At 72.9% G+C, this 17,815-nt stretch carries 14 protein-coding genes; 7 read left to right on the top strand and 7 right to left on the bottom strand.

The window, feature by feature from the left end; all coding sequences use genetic code 11:
* Position 1: 1 nt before the first annotated feature.
* Entirely contained in the window at positions 2–1,024 is a 1,023-nt protein-coding gene (locus tag ACGFMP_RS07950; protein ID WP_393671004.1) for a small ribosomal subunit Rsm22 family protein, read from the bottom strand.
* Positions 1,025–1,545: 521 nt separating this feature from the next.
* Between ACGFMP_RS07950 and ACGFMP_RS07945 the strand changes: the two genes are divergently transcribed.
* Positions 1,546–2,877, top strand: coding sequence for a sugar transferase (locus ACGFMP_RS07945; protein WP_393671371.1), 1,332 nt, complete (start codon positions 1,546–1,548; stop codon positions 2,875–2,877).
* Here ACGFMP_RS07945 and ACGFMP_RS07940 read toward each other — a convergent pair.
* The gene (locus tag ACGFMP_RS07940) at positions 2,874–3,890 is read right to left on the bottom strand and encodes a GDP-L-fucose synthase family protein (RefSeq protein WP_393671003.1); all 1,017 of its coding nucleotides are present in this window, start codon (positions 3,888–3,890) and stop codon (positions 2,874–2,876) included. The genes ACGFMP_RS07945 and ACGFMP_RS07940 overlap by 4 nt on opposite strands.
* A gap of 78 nt (positions 3,891–3,968) precedes the next feature.
* Between ACGFMP_RS07940 and gmd the strand changes: the two genes are divergently transcribed.
* The 4 genes from gmd to ACGFMP_RS07920 all read left to right on the top strand — a co-directional run bounded on the left by gmd (position 3,969) and on the right by ACGFMP_RS07920 (position 8,961).
* Complete coding sequence (gene gmd, locus ACGFMP_RS07935) at positions 3,969–4,982, top strand: GDP-mannose 4,6-dehydratase (protein WP_393671002.1); 1,014 nt, start codon at positions 3,969–3,971, stop codon at positions 4,980–4,982.
* A gap of 174 nt (positions 4,983–5,156) precedes the next feature.
* On the top strand, positions 5,157–7,376 hold the full coding sequence (locus ACGFMP_RS07930; protein ID WP_393671001.1) for a LamG-like jellyroll fold domain-containing protein: 2,220 nt from the start codon (positions 5,157–5,159) through the stop codon (positions 7,374–7,376).
* Positions 7,373–8,131: a hypothetical protein gene (locus ACGFMP_RS07925; RefSeq protein ID WP_393671000.1), complete on the top strand. Its 759-nt coding sequence runs from the start codon at positions 7,373–7,375 to the stop codon at positions 8,129–8,131. Before ACGFMP_RS07930 ends, ACGFMP_RS07925 begins: the two co-directional genes overlap by 4 nt.
* Positions 8,131–8,961 carry a glycosyltransferase family 2 protein gene (locus ACGFMP_RS07920; RefSeq protein ID WP_393670999.1) on the top strand — a complete coding sequence of 277 codons (831 nt, stop codon included), beginning with the start codon at positions 8,131–8,133 and terminating at the stop codon, positions 8,959–8,961. The genes ACGFMP_RS07925 and ACGFMP_RS07920 overlap by 1 nt, the downstream gene beginning before the upstream one ends.
* On the opposite strand, the gene ACGFMP_RS07915 is transcribed toward ACGFMP_RS07920, so the two are convergent.
* Positions 8,927–10,093 (bottom strand): glycosyltransferase, encoded by a 1,167-nt coding sequence (locus ACGFMP_RS07915; RefSeq protein ID WP_393670998.1) that lies wholly within the window; start codon positions 10,091–10,093, stop codon positions 8,927–8,929. The two genes, ACGFMP_RS07920 and ACGFMP_RS07915, sit on opposite strands and share 35 nt — an antisense overlap.
* Positions 10,094–10,376: 283 nt before the next feature.
* Between ACGFMP_RS07915 and ACGFMP_RS07910 the strand changes: the two genes are divergently transcribed.
* The gene (locus tag ACGFMP_RS07910) at positions 10,377–11,801 is read left to right on the top strand and encodes a hypothetical protein (protein ID WP_393671370.1); all 1,425 of its coding nucleotides are present in this window, start codon (positions 10,377–10,379) and stop codon (positions 11,799–11,801) included.
* On the opposite strand, the gene ACGFMP_RS07905 is transcribed toward ACGFMP_RS07910, so the two are convergent.
* From ACGFMP_RS07905 to ACGFMP_RS07895, 3 genes are all read right to left on the bottom strand, one after another.
* Positions 11,770–13,038 carry a hypothetical protein gene (locus tag ACGFMP_RS07905; protein WP_393671369.1) on the bottom strand — a complete coding sequence of 423 codons (1,269 nt, stop codon included), beginning with the start codon at positions 13,036–13,038 and terminating at the stop codon, positions 11,770–11,772. The two genes, ACGFMP_RS07910 and ACGFMP_RS07905, sit on opposite strands and share 32 nt — an antisense overlap.
* Positions 13,039–13,301: 263 nt before the next feature.
* The gene (locus ACGFMP_RS07900) at positions 13,302–14,978 is read right to left on the bottom strand and encodes a lipopolysaccharide biosynthesis protein (protein WP_393670997.1); all 1,677 of its coding nucleotides are present in this window, start codon (positions 14,976–14,978) and stop codon (positions 13,302–13,304) included.
* Positions 14,975–16,240 (bottom strand): glycosyltransferase, encoded by a 1,266-nt coding sequence (locus ACGFMP_RS07895; RefSeq protein WP_393671368.1) that lies wholly within the window; start codon positions 16,238–16,240, stop codon positions 14,975–14,977. The genes ACGFMP_RS07900 and ACGFMP_RS07895 overlap by 4 nt, the downstream gene beginning before the upstream one ends.
* 236 nt (positions 16,241–16,476) lie before the next feature.
* On the opposite strand from ACGFMP_RS07895, the gene ACGFMP_RS07890 reads away from it, so the two are divergent.
* Positions 16,477–16,953 (top strand): adenylyltransferase/cytidyltransferase family protein, encoded by a 477-nt coding sequence (locus ACGFMP_RS07890; protein ID WP_393670996.1) that lies wholly within the window; start codon positions 16,477–16,479, stop codon positions 16,951–16,953.
* On the opposite strand, the gene ACGFMP_RS07885 is transcribed toward ACGFMP_RS07890, so the two are convergent.
* Complete coding sequence (locus ACGFMP_RS07885; protein WP_393671367.1) at positions 16,931–17,629, bottom strand: CDP-alcohol phosphatidyltransferase family protein; 699 nt, start codon at positions 17,627–17,629, stop codon at positions 16,931–16,933. The genes ACGFMP_RS07890 and ACGFMP_RS07885 overlap by 23 nt on opposite strands.
* Positions 17,630–17,815 lie beyond the last annotated feature (186 nt).

Below are 17,815 nucleotides of genomic sequence, written 5' to 3'. Positions count from 1 at the left end.
GCTACGGCTGCGGGGTGCCGTCCTCCCCGCTGCCGGCGGCCGGGGGCCAGGGGTCGCCCCACTCGGTGTCGCGGGCCGCGCGGTAGTCGGCGCCCTGCCGCTTGCTCACCGTCGTGCGGGTCAGCGCCGGGGGGCGCACGCACAGGTCGAGCAGGACCAGCCCCTTGCGGATCTGCGGGTGCCGCACCACCCGGGCGTCCGCCGGCCCGGCCGGGAACCTGGCGGCGGCGACGTAGCTGAACTTCTCGTCCTCGTAGGGCAGCGACGCCCCCTTGATCTGCCGGTGCAGGGCGGTGCGCTGCACCCGCGAGGCGAAGTGGCACCAGTCGTCGCCGGTGACCGGGCAGGTGTCGTCGTGCGGGCACGGGGCGAGGACGCGCATCCCGGCGGCGATGAGCCGGTCGCGGGCGGCGATGACCCGGGCGTACCCCTCAGGGGTGCCCGGCTCGACCACGACGACCGCCCCGCCTGCGGCCTCTGCGGCGGCGGTGACCAGGGACTCCCGGTCGGCGGCGGGGAGTTCGCCGAGTACGTAGGAGACGGTGACCAGGTCGGTCCGCGGCAGCCGGGGCGTGCCGCCCAGCGGCTGCCTGGTCCACTCGGCGTCGCGTACGGCAGGGGTGTGCGCGGCCTTCGCCAGGGCGGCGCCCAGGGTCAGTGCGGCCTGGGACCAGTCCAGCACGGTGCTGCGGTGCCCCGCGTCCTGCCAGGCGTCGGCGACCGCCCACGTGGCGGCCCCGGTTCCGCCGCCGAGGTCGAGGTGGGTTTGCGGGCTCCAGTCGCCGGAGCGCAAGCGGAATGCGCCGAGGGCCGTTCTGACAGCGGCATAGGTGGCGGGCATCCGGTACGCGGCGTAGGCGGCGACATCGGCCGCGTCGCGCAGGATCGGCGCGGCGGTCGGGGTCGTCCCGCGGTAGCTCACCATCAGCCGCTCGACCTGCGCGGATGCCGCGCTCGGGGCGGTGGACCGCAGCTGGTCTGCGAGAGCCGCACGCAGGTCGTCGGGAAGGGGCACGGTAGGCACAAGCCCCAACTGTAAGGGGCGTTGACTCGCGTAACGCCACCCTTACACTGTGTGGCCAACCGCGCGCCATAGCTATGTTAACTCGGTCATAACATCGGCTCGAATATGCGTAAACCACAGCGGAAGGAAGGCCTGTTGGCCTAGCGTTCGCAAATACCACGGCGAGCCGCCACTTGGGGAAGTGGAAGGGCGTCGAAGGTCGCGAGGTGCCTGGGGGGTCCATGCGGCGTGTCGAAGCACAGTCGGCGATACCAGTGATACCCGTTGCAAGTGAGCGGAGAACCGGGCGGAACGGAAATCCGCTCGGGTTCGGAGCACAGGGACAACCGGCCTCTGCCGCCGGCACGCTCGGCGCGCCTGTGCCACTGCCCCGCTCCCGGCGGCGAGACCGCCAGGAGCACGGGCGCGTGGCGGCGGCAGGCCGGCGCGGCCGGCAGCAGGGGTACGGCCGGAAGGCCGCCTGGTACCTGCCGGTCGCGCTGGCCGGGGACGCGCTGGGCGCGGGTGTGCCCACCGCGGTGATGCTGCAGGTGAGCCACCAGTCGCACCCGCTGCTGTGTGCGCTGGCCGCCGCCGTCGCCTGGCCGGCGGTGAGAGCGGCGCGGCGGCGCTACACGGCGGGCGCGCTCGGCGAGAGCCGCGGCAGCCTCCAGGTGCTCGGCGACTGGATGGTGCTGCTCGGGGTGCTCGCGGTGCTGCGCACCGCCGTCGGCGAGGTCGCGGAGCCCTCGTCGGCGCTCGCCGGGCTCGCCTGGGCGCCACTGCTGACGACGGTCTGCCGCCGGGTCACCTACCACCGGCTGATCGCCGCCCGGCGCGAGGCGCACGCGGTGCGCCGGGTGCTGGTCATCGGTGAACCGGGCGCCGCCGACCATGTGGTGGGACATCTGGCGTCCAGGACCGAGCACGCGTACGTGGTCGTCGGGGTGGTCCCGGTGGGCAGCGCGAAACTCGAGTGCGGGGCGCCGGTGACCGAACGGCTCGGCGCGCTGGCCCCGGCGGCGCACGCGGACGACGCGGCGGCCGTACTACGGGCGGCACATGAGCACAGCGCGGAACTGGTGCTGGTGGCGCCGGGGCCGCGGCTGCCGGCCGAGCGGCTGCGCCGGCTGTCCTGGCGCCTGCACGACGCGGGGCTGCCGGTGGCGCTGCTGCCGGGCCTGATCGACGTGCAGGTGAGCCGGATCGGCCTGGACGCCACGGCCGGGCTGCTGGTGCTGCACATCGCACCGCCGGTCAGGCACGGGGTGCAGGTCGGTCTGAAGACGGCGCTCGACAAGACGGGCGCGGCGCTCGGACTGGTGCTGCTGGCACCGCTGTTCTGCGTGGTCGCGGCGGCGATACGGCTCACCTCGCCGGGTCCCGCCTTCCACCGGCAGGTGCGCTGCGGCCAGCACAGGACGCACTTCACCATGTGGAAGTTCCGCACGATGGTGGCCGACGCCGAGGCCCGCAAGGCCGAGTTGGAGCGTACGGGCGCCAACGAGCACGACGGGCTGATGTTCAAGATGCGGCGCGATCCGCGGATCACCGCGGTCGGCCGCTTCCTGCGGCGCTGCTCGCTGGACGAACTGCCGCAGCTGGTCAACGTGCTGCGCGGCGAGATGTCGCTGGTCGGGCCGCGGCCGCCGCTGCCGGAGGAGGTCGACCACTACGACGAGACGGCGCTGCGCCGGCTCGCGGTCAAGCCGGGCCTCACCGGGCTGTGGCAGGTCAGCGGGCGCTCCGACCTGTCGTGGGACGAGACGCTCGCGCTCGACCTGCGCTACGTGGACAACTGGTCGCTGGCCGGCGACCTGGACGTCATGGCCCGCACCGTGCGGGCCGTGGTCGACGGCCGCGGGGCGTACTAGTGGGCGGCAGCCGGCTCATCCGGGCCCGGGTCCGGCTCAGACCCGGCGCCCGGGGCCGCCGCCTCGGCCCCGGCCTGCGCCCGCCACAGTCCGTGGACGGCCGCGACCCCGTCGCGCAGGGCGATGCCGGGGCGCCAGCCAAGCGCGAACAGCCGGGAGACGTCCAGCAGTTTGCGCGGGGTGCCGTCCGGCTTGGTGGTGTCCCAGCCGATGCCGCCCTGGTAGCCGACGACCTCGGCGACGGTCTCGGCGAGCTCCCTGATGGTCAGGTCCTCGCCGCAGCCGACGTTGACCGGCTCGTCGGCGTCGTACTCGCGCAGCAGCAGCGTGCAGGCCGCGGCGAGGTCGTCCACGTGCAGGAATTCGCGGCGCGGGGTGCCGCTGCCCCACAGCGTCACCTCGGGCGCACCCTCCCGCGCGGCCTCGTCGAAGCGGCGGATCAGCGCGGGCAGCACATGCGAGGTGGCCAGGTCGAAGTTGTCGCCGGGACCGTAGAGGTTGGTGGGCATCGCCGATATGTAGGCGGCGCCGTACTGCCTGCGGTAGGACTGCACCTGCACGATCCCGGCGATCTTCGCCAGCGCGTACGCCTCGTTGGTCGGCTCCAGCGGGCCGGTCAGCAGCGCGTCCTCGCGGATCGGCTGCGGGGCGAACTTGGGGTAGATGCACGACGACCCGAGGAACAGCAGCCGGCTGATCCCGGCCGCGTGCGCACCCGCGATGACGCTCAGCTGGATCCGCAGGTTGTCCTCGAGGAACTGCACGGGGTGGGTCGAGTTGGCCATGATCCCCCCGACCCTTGCGGCGGCGAGCACCACCGCGTCCGGCCGGGTCTCACGCAGCCAGGCGGCGGTCGCCGCCGCGTCGCGCAGGTCGAGCTCCGCGCGGGTCCGCACCAGCACGGGGTGACCCTCGGCGGTGAGGCGGCGGACCACCGCCGAGCCGACCAGGCCGCGGTGCCCCGCGACGAAGACCCGGGCACCGTCCGGCAGTAGTTCCGTCATGAACAGCATTGTGTCAGCACACTTTGGCTGTTCGGGCATTAATTCCGCATTCATACGGACCTGAACCGAGAGCAGTTGGGGGAACGCATGGGCAAGACCGCGCTCATCACCGGCGTGACCGGGCAGGACGGCTCCTATCTCGCCGAACTGCTGCTGGAGAAGGGCTACACGGTGCACGGCTTGGTGCGCCGCTCCTCGTCGTTCAACACCGAGCGCATCGACCACATCTACCAGGACCCGCAAGCCGCAGACCGGTCCTTCGTCCTGCACCACGCCGACCTCACCGACGGTGTCGCCCTGGTCAACCTGCTGCACGACCTGCGGCCGGACGAGATCTACAACCTCGGCGCCCAGTCCCACGTCCGGGTGTCCTTCGACGCGCCGCTCTACACCGGCGACGTGACCGGTCTTTCCACCCTGCGGCTGCTGGAGGCGGTACGCGCCAGCGGCACCGAGGCGCGGATCTACCAGGCCTCGTCCTCCGAGATGTTCGGGTCGGCCCCGCCGCCGCAGAGCGAGCACACCCCTTTCCACCCGCGGAGCCCCTACGGCTGCGCGAAGGTCTTCGGCTTCTGGGCGACGGTCAACTACCGCGAGGCGTACGGGATGTACGCCGTCAACGGCATCCTGTTCAACCACGAGTCGCCGCGCCGCGGTGAGACCTTCGTGACCCGCAAGATCACCCGGGCGGTGGCCAGGATCAAGGCGGGCCTGCAGGACCGGCTGTACCTGGGCAACCTGGACGCCGTGCGCGACTGGGGCTACGCACCCGAGTACGTGGACGCCATGTGGCGGATGCTCCAGCGCGACGAACCGGAGGACTACGTGGTGGCGACCGGCGAGGCCGCCACCGTACGGCAGTTCGTCGAGGTCGCCTTCGGGCACGCGGACCTGGACTGGCGGGAGTACGTCCGCTACGACCCCAAGTACGAGCGCCCCAGCGAGGTCGACGCGCTGATCGGCGACGCGTCCAAGGCCCGGGACCTGCTGGACTGGGAACCGAAGGTCCGGGTCGCCGACCTGGCCGGAATCATGGTCGAGGCCGACATCCGGCAGGTCGCCGACCAGCTGGCGGGCGCCACCATACGGATCGACAGATGACCCGGCGCGCGCTCCGGGCTCCACGGTCGACAGATGCCCTGATGTCAGGCGACTTCACCGTACTTCACCGGTTTCGGCAAAAAGCGAGACTGCGGCAAGCGGAACGCCCTACTGTGCCGTGCACCACAACGGCCGGTCACGGCCGTTGCACATCATGGGCCTGGGGGGCAACTCATGCGTAAATGGCCGGTGTTCTCGGCTGCCGCCGTGCTGGCAGCCGCGACGCTGGGAGCACTGTCGTCACCGTCGGCGACCGCACTCCAACCACCTGTCGGCCTGACCGCCGACAACCTCGGCACCTATCAGACCAACGGCGTCGTCTGGGCGATGGCCCAGGCGAACGGCATCGTCTACACCGCGGGGACCTTCTCCGCGATCCGACCGGCCGGATCCGCGGCCGGCACCAACGAGACCGCGGTGGCGAACTTCGCCGCCTTCGACGCGGCCACCGGACAACCCGCGGGATGCCGGCTGAACTTCACCGTCGGCTCCAACAACGCGACGGTACGCGCGCTGGCGGTCTCGCCCGACGGCCACACGCTCTACGCCGGCGGCTTCTTCGGCCAGGTCAACGGGGTCGGGGTGAGCAGCCTCGCCGCTATCGACCTGGACACCTGCGCGGTGAGCAACACCTTCCACCCCGGGGTGGCGGGCACGGTACGGGCCATCCAGGCCACCGCCGACACCGTCTTCTTCGGCGGCGACGTCACCTCCGTCAACAGCCAGCCGAGGGGCCGCTACGCGGCGGTCGGCACCGACGGCTCACTGCTGCCGTGGGCGCCCAACGCCGACAACCCGGGCCGCGCGCTCGGGCTCACCCCCGACGGCCAGGACGCCATCCTGGGCGGCGACTTCAACACCGTGGACGGGGTGAACTCGCACTCCATCGCGGTGGTCGACACCACGACAGGCGCCCTGGTCAAGGCGTATCCGACCGGCTTCATCGACGCGACCTCGGTGACCAAGGACATCGTCGTGGACGCGGCGAGCAACAGCTTCTACGTGGCCAACGAGGGCACCGGCGGCGGCGTCTTCGACGGCCGGATCAGGATCAGCCTCACCGACTTCAACCAGGTGTGGCGGGACAACTGCCTCGGCGCCACCCAGTCGCTCGCGGTCCACCAGACCGTGCTCTACAGCGGCAGCCACGCGCACGACTGCTCCAGCATGGGCGAGTACCCCGACTCGGTGCGCAAGCACCTGCTGGCCGAGTCGGTGGACGACCCGCACCTGCTGGCCTGGTTCCCCGACACCAACGACGGCATCGGGGAGAAGATCGGCCCCCGGGTGATGGCGCTGTCGTCCTCCGGCGGCACCGACTACCTGTGGGTGGGCGGCGAGTTCACCACCGTCAACGGCACGGCCCAGCAGGGCCTGACCCGCTTCGCCAGCGGTCCCGACACCGGGGCGCCGACCCTGCCGCAGACGTCGGCGACCAGCATCGATCCCGGCTCGGTGAAGGTCAGTTGGCAGTCGAGCACCGACACCGACGACGGCCTGCTGACCTACCGGGTCTACCGCAACGGCGGCAGCACCCCGGTCTACACCGTCACCGGCAGCTCGCTGCCGTGGATCAGGCCGCAGCTCACGTACACCGACACCGATGTGACCCCCGGCGTGAAGTACACCTACCGGGTCTCGGCCAGCGACGGCACCAACACCAGCGCGCTGTCCCCCAACGCCTCGGCCACCGTGCCGGCGTCGGCGGAGGCGTACCCGGCCCAGGTGCTCGCCGACGGGGCGAGCCTGTACTGGCGATACGACGCGGCCTCCGGGTCGTACAACGCGGACTCCTCGACCGGTGACGACAGCGGGATCAGCGTCGGCGGTCCCGTGCACGGCGTGACGCCGGGCGCGGTGCCGGGATCCAAGGCCTACACCTTCAACGGCTCGTCGCAGTGGACCTACAGCGACCGGCTGCACCCCACGCCCACCCAGTACAGCATCGAGACGTGGTTCAAGACGACCACCACCTCGGGCGGCAAGCTCATGGGCTTCGGCAGCAACTCCACCCACCCCAGCGGCAACTACGACAAGCACATCTACATGGCCAACAACGGCCGGCTGATCTTCGGCGTCTACACCGGTGCCACCCGGATCGTCACCACCCCGGGTGCCTACAACGACGGCAACTGGCACCATGCCGTGGCCACCCAGGGCCCGGGCGGGATGCGGCTGTACGTCGACGGCGTACTGCGGGCCGCCGACCCCACGGTCACCACCAGCCAGAACTACCAGGGCTACTGGCACATCGGCTACGACAGCCTGGGCAGCTGGCCCTCGGCTCCCGCGAGTTCGTACTTCGCCGGCTCGATCGACGAGGCCGCCGTCTACCCGACGGTCCTCACGCCGGCGCAGGTCGCGAACCACTACGCCCTCGGGACCGCCGGGTGACACTCCCCCAGAGCTTCGCCCGGGGGTTGCCCCGGCGTCGCCCGGCAGCTGCCGCCGCCGTCCTCGTGACGGCGGCGGCAGCGCTGCTGCTCGGCGGCTGCGGCTCCGGCGGCGCCACGGCCGGGGACCGCCCGGCGACCGCCGCCCAGGTTCCGGCCGGCGCCCGCTCCGGCACCCCTGGCGCCGCACAGGACAGCGCCGCGCCCGCGCCCGCCACCGAGGCGCCCGGGTCCGCCGCCGACGCCCCCAAGGTGCCCGACGCGCGGCTCACGCCGCCCGGCGGCGGCACCTTCACCCGGAAGCAGAAGACCTACCTGTCGGGCCGGGTGCCCAAGGGCACCGACCCCGTCGCGGTGCTTGAGGGCGGCCAGGAGATCTGCGAGCGGCTGACCCGTACCGCGAAGGTCGACAAGGACGCGGCGGCCGGCGCGATCGTCACCGGCGACATCAGCATGTCGGGTGCCGCCGCGGCCGTCGGCGCGCTCTGCCCCGACCAGCAGCCCGTCATCGACGCCGCACGGCGCGGCTTCGCCGACGGGACCTTCACGGTGGCGGGCACGGCCGTGCCGGGCACCTCGGTGGCGCCGGGCAGCTACCGCGCGCCGCATCCGTCGCCGTCCTGCTCCTGGCGGGTGACCGGCGCGAACGGCGCCACCCTGACGTCGGGCGGCACGGCCCGGCTGACCGTACCGGCCGCCGCGCGCGGCGTCACGTCCAGCGGGTGCTACGCCTGGCTGGCCACCGGAGGGACCTGATGGACAAGCTGCCGCTCGTCGTGGCGATACCGACCAAGAACGAGGCCGAGAACATCGCCCGTACGGTGTCGTCGGTCATCGACCACGTCCAGGCCGTCGTCGTGGTCGACTCGAACAGCACCGACGACACCTGCAAGATCGCCGCGGAACTCGGCGCGGAGACCGTCGACTACACCTGGGACGGCCGCTACCCCAAGAAGAAGCAGTGGTGCCTCGACCAGGTGCACCCCGAGATCCCGTGGCTGCTCTTCCTCGACGGCGACGAGACGCCGAGCCCCGAACTGCTCGGCGAGCTGCGGTCGGTGTTCGCCGCGGGGCCGCCGTCGGTCGCGGCCTTCGACATCCCGCTGGGCTACTGGTTCGCCGGTCGGCGGCTGCGGCACGGCTACACCATCGTCAAGCGCGCCCTGATGGACCGCACCCGCTGCCGTTTCCCCGAGGTCGGCGACCTCGACGCGCCGGGCATGGGCGAGCAGGAGGGCCACTACCAGCCGGTGGCCGAGTCCGCCGCCCGGCTGCGCTCCCCGATCGAGCACGAGGACCTCGACCCGGTGCGCACCTGGTTCGACCGGCACAACCGCTACTCGGACTGGGAGGCGTGGCTCGAACTCAACCCGCAGGTGAAGGAGCAGATCAGAAAGGTCAAGACCCGGCAGGGGCAGCTCTTCCACAAGGTGCCCTTCAAGCCGCTGGTGTCCTTCGGCTACGCCTACGTCTACAAGCGCGGCTTCCTGGACGGCCGGGCGGGCCTGGACTACGCCCTGGCCATGAGCTTCTACCGCTGGCAGATCGGGCTCAAAACCCGCGAACAGCGCCGCCCGGCGTCATGACACCGGCGTAGACGCCGAGCAGCGTGTCGACGACCGCGTCGATCGAGAAGCGGTCGTCGACGAGCTGCCGGGCGGCCCGCGAGGCCTGCTCGTTGGCGGCCGGGTCGAGCAGTTCCAGGATCGCCCGCGCGACCAGCGGGCCGTTGTCGGCGTCGGGCAGGCTGTCGGTCACGCGGCCCGCCCCCGCCGCCGCCACGTCGGGCGACAGGCCGCCCGTGCGGGCCACCACCACGGGCAAGCCCACCGACATCGCCTCCAGGATCGACACCGCGAACGGCTCGACCACCGAGGGGAGTACGTACACGTCGGCCGCCCGCAGCCGGGCCAGCACCTCGTCGTGGCCGAGCGCGCCCACGCACTCAAGGGACCCGGCGACCCCCAGATCCGCCGCCAGCTTCCGCATCGGCCCTGTCAGGTCACCCGTGTCGGGTCCCGCCAGCACGAATCTGGCGTCCGGGTGCTCCGCGAGCACGGCCGGCATCGCGTTGACGAAGTCCTCAGGCCGCTTGCGCTTCTGCACCCGGGCCAGGTAGAGCACCGTCGGCGGCCGGTCGCCGCGCGGCGGGCGCGCCTCTTGCGGGGTGACCCCGTTGACCAGCCGGTGGAAGGTCCGCAGCGGGGTCGTCGGGACGACCGCCTGGACGCCCTCCCGCTCCATCTCCGTCAGGTGCAGGATCGCGTCCGCCTTGCGCAGCACCCGCTTCATGCCCAGGAGGTCGACGGCCTTCGCGAACAGCTTCTCGGTCGGGTCGATCATGCCGTGCGTCTGCACCACGAGGGGGACGCCCGCCTCCAGGGCGATCAGCGCGAAGGGCAGCGTGATCAGGTCCCGCATGAGGTGGACGTGGACCACGTCGGCGCCCTTCACCATGCGGCGCGCCCTGGCCAGCAGCGCGGGCGAGGTGATGCCGCTCACCTCGAACGCGGGCAGCACGTGCCGGGCCTGGTGCACGAAGGACGGCACGCCTTCCACCTCCGTGGGGAGGGGGCCGGTGAACTTGTCGCCCAGCGTGGCGATACGGGCGTCCACCTGCTTGCGGCGCAGGCCCGCGCACAGGTTCAGGGCCACCCTGGTGGGGCCGCCGAAGTCGTTCGTGGGCGTGTGCAGCGTGACGACATGCAAGACCCGCATGCGCTCTCCCTTCCCCCCGGGTGCCCCCAGGCACCGCTCCCCCGCAGCCTATCCGGGTACGCCCCGCCCCGCGCCCCTTCCGCCCTTTTGTCACCACGACCCGCGCAACGCCCGCCGCACCCGCGAAGCCGACAGCCGGGGCGCCTCTCCAGGGCACCCGGAACCGCGCGACAGCCCACCGCGGACGGGCAGCCCGAATAGACTCGGAACCCGGGGAGGGGGTGGAGGCGTGACGCTCAGCGCGAGCCCGCGTGCGGCGCAGCCCGCGAGGGCGACGGCTTCCGTGCCCCGCGCGGCACTGTCCCGCGCGCTCGCCGTGCCGCTCGCCCTCGCACTGGTCGGCCTGCTGCCCGGTTACGTCGTCGGGCAGCCCGGCACCGGCGTCCGCGACGCGGCGTACTGGCTGCAACTGACCCTGACCGTCTACTCCGGCGGCCGGCTCGCCGCCATGGTCCTGACCCGCAGGCGCCGGCTGATCCAGGGCGCCTTCTGGCTCTTCGTCTACGTGGCCATGGGCGTCGCACCGCTCGCCCAGGAGGTGATCGGCCAGGTCCCCACCCCGGTGGTCGGCCCGCGGTCCGACACCACGACCGCGATCGTCCTCGTCCTCGTCGGCTGCGTCGCCTTCGACGTGGGCGCCCTGCTGGCCCGGCACCGACCGGCTGCCCGGGTGCGCCGGGCGCGCCCGTCCGCCCAGGTGTCCCGCCGCAGGCTGTGGCTGCTGATCGCGGTCGCCTACGTGGGCAGCGCGATCTCCATCCTCAAACTCGGCGGCCCTGCCGTCTTCTTCAGCAGCCGGCAGGCGATCAGCGAGTCCGTGCAGTCCAGCGGGCTGGCCGGCGGCGGCGACAGCCACGTCGGCTCGGCCTTCATCCGCGGCTTCGGGACCGTACCCGCCCTGCTGGCCATGCTGTTCCTCGTACGCTGGATGATCACCTCCCGGGTGGCCCGGCGCACCCCGCTGGCGATCGCCGCGCTCTGCGGCCTCGTGGTGATCAACGCGATCGTCAACAACCCGGTGTCGAACCCGCGTTACTGGTTCCTGACCGTCGTGTTCTCGCTGCTGTTCACCGCCTTCCCCAGGAGCCCGGTGATGTACAGGACGGCCCTGGTGACCGGGGTGGTCGCGGCGCTGCTCCTCTTCCCCTTCCTCGACCGCTTCCGCTACGACTCGGGCGGCTACCACCCGGTGCAGTCCACGTCGGTGCTGGAGCCGCTGACCATCAAGGACTACGACCAGGTGGGGATGTTCGCGAACACCCTGACCTTCGTGCACTCGAGGAAGGGCCACGCCCACGGGCGGCAACTGGCCGCCGATGTCTTCTTCTTCGTGCCGCGTTCCGTGTGGCACGGCAAGCCGCTGGACTCAGGTGTGCAGGTCGGCCAGTGGATGGGCATGACCAACACCAACCTGTCGTCCCCGCTGTGGGCCGAACTGTGGCTGGACTTCGGCCCGGTGGGGATGACCGGCGGATTCCTCGCACTGGGCTACCTGTGCGCGCGGGGCGACCGGCGCTACGCGCAGCGGACCGTGGAGGACGGCAGGCCCGGCACGGTGATGGCGGTGGTGATCCCGCTGGTGTGCGGGTATTCCTTCATCCTGCTGCGCGGCCCGCTGCTCCAGGCGTCCGGCCGGATCGGCATCGCGGCCGTGTGCCTGGCCCTGGTCACCACCTTCAGCGAGGACCGGCGGAAGATCCTGCGGTGACCGCCTCGCCGGTGCCGCCCTGGGCCTGCCGCCCGGCGGCGGGCACCGGGCGGCGCCGGACGGCGGCGATCCGCAGCCACAGGGCGGCCGCCTTGAGCGCGGAGCCCAGGCACAGGCCCCAGGCCGCTCCGTAGACACCGTCGATCCGGTAGCCGCCGAGCATGAAGGCGACCGACGCGAGGGAGAAGGCCACCTGGATCGGCAGTGTCGCCTTCGGCTGCAGCACCCGCAGGGTGAGCAGGGCGCTGGTGCCCAGCGCGATGCCCGCGTACTGGCTGCCGGACGCGGCGAGCAGCCCGGAGGACGCCGCCCAGGTGTCGCCGAGGAGTTGCCTGCCGACATGGTCGGGCAGCAGCATCAGCACGATCGTCCAGACCACCGCCACCCAGGCGAGGGCGACGGCCAGCACCGCGGTGGCCCGGACCTTGCCGTCGGTGCCGCGTACCCGGTTGAGCAGCGGCGGCCCGAAGGCGGTGGCGGAGTTGAACAGGACGTTCATCGGGCCGAAGAGGGTGGTGGCGCCGCGCAGGGCGCCGACCGCGAGAGGCGCGGCGAACAGGCCGAGGCCGACCACGGCCAGCTGGCTGGTCGCATTGCCGACGCCGAACTCGATCACGAACCGCTGCCCGAGGTGCCCGCGCCTGACGAACTTCCGCAGGTCCGTCCGCGCTCCCCTGACCCGCGGCCACAGCAGCGCGGCGGCCACCACCAGCGCGGGCAGCGCGGACAGCCCCCACACCGCCACCAGCCGCTGCGGCCCTGCCCCGTGCGGCTGCACCGCCAGTGCGGGCACCGCCACCAGCAGCCGCACGGTGTCGCCGACCAGGGCGTAGTGCGGCAGCCGCAGCGCGGAGAAGCAGTAGCGCAGGCCGTCCTGGGTGAGGACGATCGGCAGCACCAGGCCGAGCACCGCGAGGCCGTGCGCGGTCGCGCCGTCCGCCAGGCTCAGCCCGGCGGCCATCGTGAGGCCGATCGCGGTGGAGGCGACCGCGGTGAAGGCGGCCGCGGAGCGGCAGGCGGCCCGTACCCGTTCGGTACCGCGCTCCAGCACCAGCGCCTGGCCGACGTAGGACACGCCGACACCGAGTAGCACGGTGAAGATCATGTAGACCATCGAGAAGACCGAGAAGCCGGCCGCGGTGGACAGCCGGGCGGCGACCACCAGCACGATGATGTTGGTGAAGGCGGCCACGCCCTGGTCGGCTACCGAGCTGACGATGGCGGCCTTGGAGCCGATGCCCGCGGAGCTCCGCTCGTGGACGCCGTCGCCGTCGCCGTGCGGGTCGGCCTCCGGCGCCTCCTCGGGCACGCCGGACGCGGGCACTGCGGGCATGGGCGTACCGCCCGGCGGGTCGGCCTCCGGGGCATCCTCGGCGACGCGAGCCGACACCACGGGGGCGCCGGACACCGCGGACGCGGGCGTACCGCCCGGCGGGTCGGCCGCCGGCGGGTCGGCTGGGGAGGCCCCGGCCGCGGCGGGATGCCGCGGGGCGGGGCCGGTCAAGGGACCGGGTGGCGCTCCGGCGGGGTGCTGGTCGCCTCGCGCGGCGGTTCGCCGTCGCGCGGGGCGGTGGGCGCCGGGGGCCCGGCCGGCCGGGAGGACCGCCGGAAGCCGAAGCGGCGGGTGCTGCCGGCTTCCGCGGAGTGCAGGACGACGCCGAGGACGGCGGCGCCCGCGGCGTCGATGAGTTCGCGTACGCGTTCCAGGTCGACCCGGTGCACCGCCCGCGGGTCGCACACCACGACGACGCCGTCGACGCGGTCGGCCAGCGCGACGGCGTCGGCGTAGCCGAGGACGGGCGGCGCGAGGACGACCACGACCGAGCCGGGCTCGTCGGCCTCCGCGAAGAGCCGCCCGGCAGGGGCGGAGGTGAGGGCGCGGGCCACATTGCGCACCCGGCGTCCTGGCACCAGGTCGAAGGAGCCGGACTCCCCCGCGTCGATGGGCATTTGCAGCCCCGCGGGCCAGCCGCCCTCGCCGAGGCCCGGCGCTCTGGCCCAGCCGGGCCTCGCGCCGTCCGCCGTGCGCAGCCGGCCGGACAGCCCGGGGGTGCGCAGGTCGGCCTCGACCAGCAGCACCTCCATGCCCATCTCGGCGAAGGACGCGGCCAGGTTGACGGCGACTGCCGCGGGGGTCTCTCCGGTGCCGCGCGGGGCGACGACCAGCAGGCGGCGCCGCTCGGAGAAGCGCTTGTCGTGGGTGAGCCGGAAGGCGACCGCCCGGTACTCCTCCGCGAGCCGCCCGTCGCCGCGGCCGCCCGCCAGCAGCCCGTCCCTGCCGCCGGCCGCCGCGGCCCGGCCGCGCAGCCGGGGCAGGGTGCCGAGCACGGGGGCGCCCAGCGCGCGGGTGACCTCGCTCTCGCTGCGCACGGTCGGGTCGAACACCAGGCGCACCCAGGCGCCGAGCAGTCCGAGTGCGATGCCGACGCCGCCGCCGAGGCCGAGCATCATCGGCAGCCCCGGGCCCGAGGGCGCCTGCGGCGGCACTCCCGGCTTGATGATGATGCCGGGTGTGGTGTCCAGGGCGCGCAGACCGCTGATGTCGGCGTTGAGTTCGGTGATCCGGCTGAGCAGGTTGGTCTGCGAGGAGACCAGGGTGCCGACGATCTGGTTGGTCTTGGCGTGCTCGATCTGGTCGAGCAGGTCGTTGCGCTGGGTGACCATGGGGTCCAGTTGGGACTGGTAACTGGTCACCATGCGCTGGACGGTGGCCTTGGTCTGCGCCTGGCGGTCGTCGAGGTAGGCCTTCATGAAGGCGTTCACCCAGTCCGCCGCGTGCCGGGCGCTGTCCGCGGCGCAGGTGAAGCGCAGCACCAGGGTGTTGGGCGGGTTGGTGACCTGGAGGCAGCGCGACATCACCGCCACCTCGGCGCCCGTGGCCTTGGCCGCCGCGTCGGCGACGGTGCTGCTGAGCGCGCTCTGCCGTTCCGTGCCGATGTCGATGTTCTTGTCGGCGGTGGCTCCGGCGACGAAGGGATCCTCTATGGCGGCCTTGACGCGTACCTCGCTGGTCGCGGTGTAGGTGTCGGCGCCGCTGAAGGCGAGGTAGGCGCCGCCGAGCAGGCCGACCAGCAGGCCTGCCACGATCAGTGCCCGGTAGCGGATCAGCTGGCGGAACTGGTCGCGCAGCAGGTCGGGTTCGTCCGGTGCCTGCTCCGTGCGCGTCACGTCGGTCACTTGGCCTGCGCCCCCTCGTCTTCCCCGGTCCCGGGCTCCGCCGCGGCCGTCGTCGTCTCCCGCGGGCGCTCGCCCAGTGCTTCCGCGAGCAGCGCGTCGATCCGTGCGAGGCCGGCCTCGCGGCTCAGGTGCTCCCGTACGTAGACCGGCCCGCGCGCCCCCAGCGCGTCGGCCCTGTCAGGATCATCGGCCAGTGCGCGCACCGCGTCCAGCAGCGCGCGCGGATCCTCCGGGGGGACCACGACCCCGGCGCCCGAGCGTTCGACCTCCTGGGCGGTGCCGCCGGCCGCGGCCACCGAGGCGAGCACGGGGCGTCCCGCGGCGAAGTAGGAGGTGAGCTTGGACGGGATGCTCATGTCCAGCACCGACGCCCGCTGGGTGACGGCGAGCACGTCGGCGGCCGCGAGCACGTCGGGGAAGTCGGCGTCGTCCGCGGGCGGCGCGAAGCGGAGGTTGGGCAGGCCGCCCGCCGACTCCCGCAGTTTCTCCCGCTGGTTGCCGTCGCCCATCAGGACGACCTGGAGCGCGGGGTCCAGCCTGGCGGCCGCCACCAGGACTTCGAGGCCCTGCTTGAGGCCCATGTTGCCGGAGTGCAGCAGCACCGTGTGCTCAGGCCGCCAGCCGAGCCGGGCGCGCATCTCCTCCCGGGGGCGCGAAGGGCTGCGGACGTGCGACCAGTTGGGCACCAGCCGTATCCGGTCCTCGGGCACGCCGAGCGCGGCGACCTTCGGCACGAACGTCTCGTGGATCACGCCGACCAGGGTGGCTCTGCGCAGCGCGTAGGACTCCGCGGCACCGGCCACGGCGGCGACCCTGCCGCCGCCGCGTATGCCGCTCTGCGCGGCGGCGGCGCCCATCAGGTCCTGGACCACGGGCACATACGGCACCCCGTGCCGGCGGGCGAGCCGGGCGCCGATGATCCCCCCTGCCAGGCTGGGCAGTTGGGCGACGACGGCGTCCGGTCTGCCCATCGCGGGCGGCACGCACAGGCCGTGCCCGAGCACCGACGCCTCGAACAGCGCCCGGCGCAGGGCGGTCTGCCGCGGCGGGACCGTGTGGCGGCGCCTGTGCACCGTCACGCCTGCCCGCTCCTCCTCGGTGCGCCACACACCCGCGTACGCGGGGTCGACCCGCCAGGCGGGGTAGTGCGGCATTCCCGCGAGTACGTGCACCTCGGCGCCGCCCGCCGCCCAGTGCTCGGCGATCTGGGTGGCGTAGGGGCCGATTCCGGCGTGCTCGGGTGCGTAGTTGGTGGAGACCAGCAGCAGTCGGCGGCGCGTGCCGGAATCGGCCACGGAGTGTTCCTTCCCCCCAGAGACGAACAACTGCCCACACTATCCGTTCACCGGGGCATCACGCCCGTGCTTGCCGATCGTCGCATCCCGGCAATCGGACTTCGCGATTCACCGGCTGGGCGCGCGGTGGCCCGGCTATCGTCTGAGACTCCGCAACGCCTGGGAGCGTTGTACGGTTTTCCGTGCGACTGGGGGGTCGTGTCATGACACATCGGGTCAGCGCACAACAGGTCGGCACACATCGGGTCGGCTACGCACCGGGGGTCTACGACCTCTTCCACGTCGGCCATCTCAACATCCTGCGGCACGCGCGCAGCCAGTGCGACTACCTGGTGGCGGGGGTGGTCTCGGACGAGATGGCGCAGCTCGCCAAGGGCCGCAGCCCCGTGGTGCCGCTGGTGGAGCGGCTGGAGATCGTCCGCAGCGTGCGCTTCGTGGACGCCGCGTTCGTGGAGACGGTCCCGGACAAGGTGGAGACCTGGCGGCAGGTCAGGTTCGACGTGCTGTTCAAGGGCGACGACTGGCGCGGTACGGACAAGGGGCTGCGCCTGGAGCGCGACTTCGCGGCGGTGGGGGTGGAGATCGTGTACTTCCCCTACACCGTGCACACGTCGAGCACCCAGTTGCGCCGGGCGCTCGACGTGCTGGGCGAGCCGGTCAGACCCTCCGAAGCTCTCTGAACCACTTGGTGAGGAAGGCCGCGAGGAAGACGGCGTGCACGGCGAAGAGCGCGAGGTAGCCGTAGCGGAAGGCGTCCTGGCTGCCGAGCAGCAGGAAGACCGCGCAGAAGACGCCGTAGTCGACCGGGAGCAGGGCGACCGCCCGCAGCCGTGAGGGGGCGGCGGGCGGCGCCGCGGCCTTCGGCTTGAGCTTGTCGGTCAGCAGCCCGCCGAAGAAGATCATGACGGCCGCCAGCTGGAAGCCCAGCGGGAGCAGCAGCCAGCCGTCGCCCGGCAGGGCGAAGTGCCGGTGGAAGGTGATCAGCACGGCGGCGTGCACCGCGGTGATCTTCGCGCAGTCCACCACGTGGTCCAGCCACTCCCCCGCGGGTCCGCCGGTGCCGAGCAGCCGGGCGAGCTGCCCGTCGGCGGAGTCGAAGGCGAAGCCGACCGCGAGCGCCGCGTAGACGGCCAGGGCCAGCCACCACGAGGGCGCGGCGATCGCGAGGGCGGCGATGCCGCCGTAGCTGAGGGCGGCGCTGACGAGGGTGACCTGGTCGGGTGTCATCCCGGCGCGGTAGGCGCCCGCGGCGAGCACGCGCCCTGCGGGCCTGTTCACGTACCGCGAGTAGAGCGAGACGCCCTTGGCGGTCTTCTGCGCGTCGGCCAGCCGGTGCAGCGCTTCGCCGTATCGCAGCGGCCTGGCCGCCGCGGGGGCGTGCTCCGCGGGCCCGCCGGACGGCGCCGCGGGCGCCGGGTCGGCCGGTGTCGGTATCACGTGCGCCCTCGTCTCCCCTAGGACAGGCCCGCCGTCCGCGGCGGGCCCTGGGGCCGCCGCGGGCGGGACGCGAAGGCCCATGATGGCAGGGGCGTGCCGCCGCCG

Origin of the sequence: Streptomyces sp. NPDC049040 (genome assembly GCF_043197715.1) — a bacterium.
Classification (GTDB): Bacteria; Actinomycetota; Actinomycetes; order Streptomycetales; family Streptomycetaceae; genus Actinacidiphila.
Note: the sequence above shows the minus strand (reverse complement) of the source record. Positions and strands in the feature narration are given on the sequence as shown.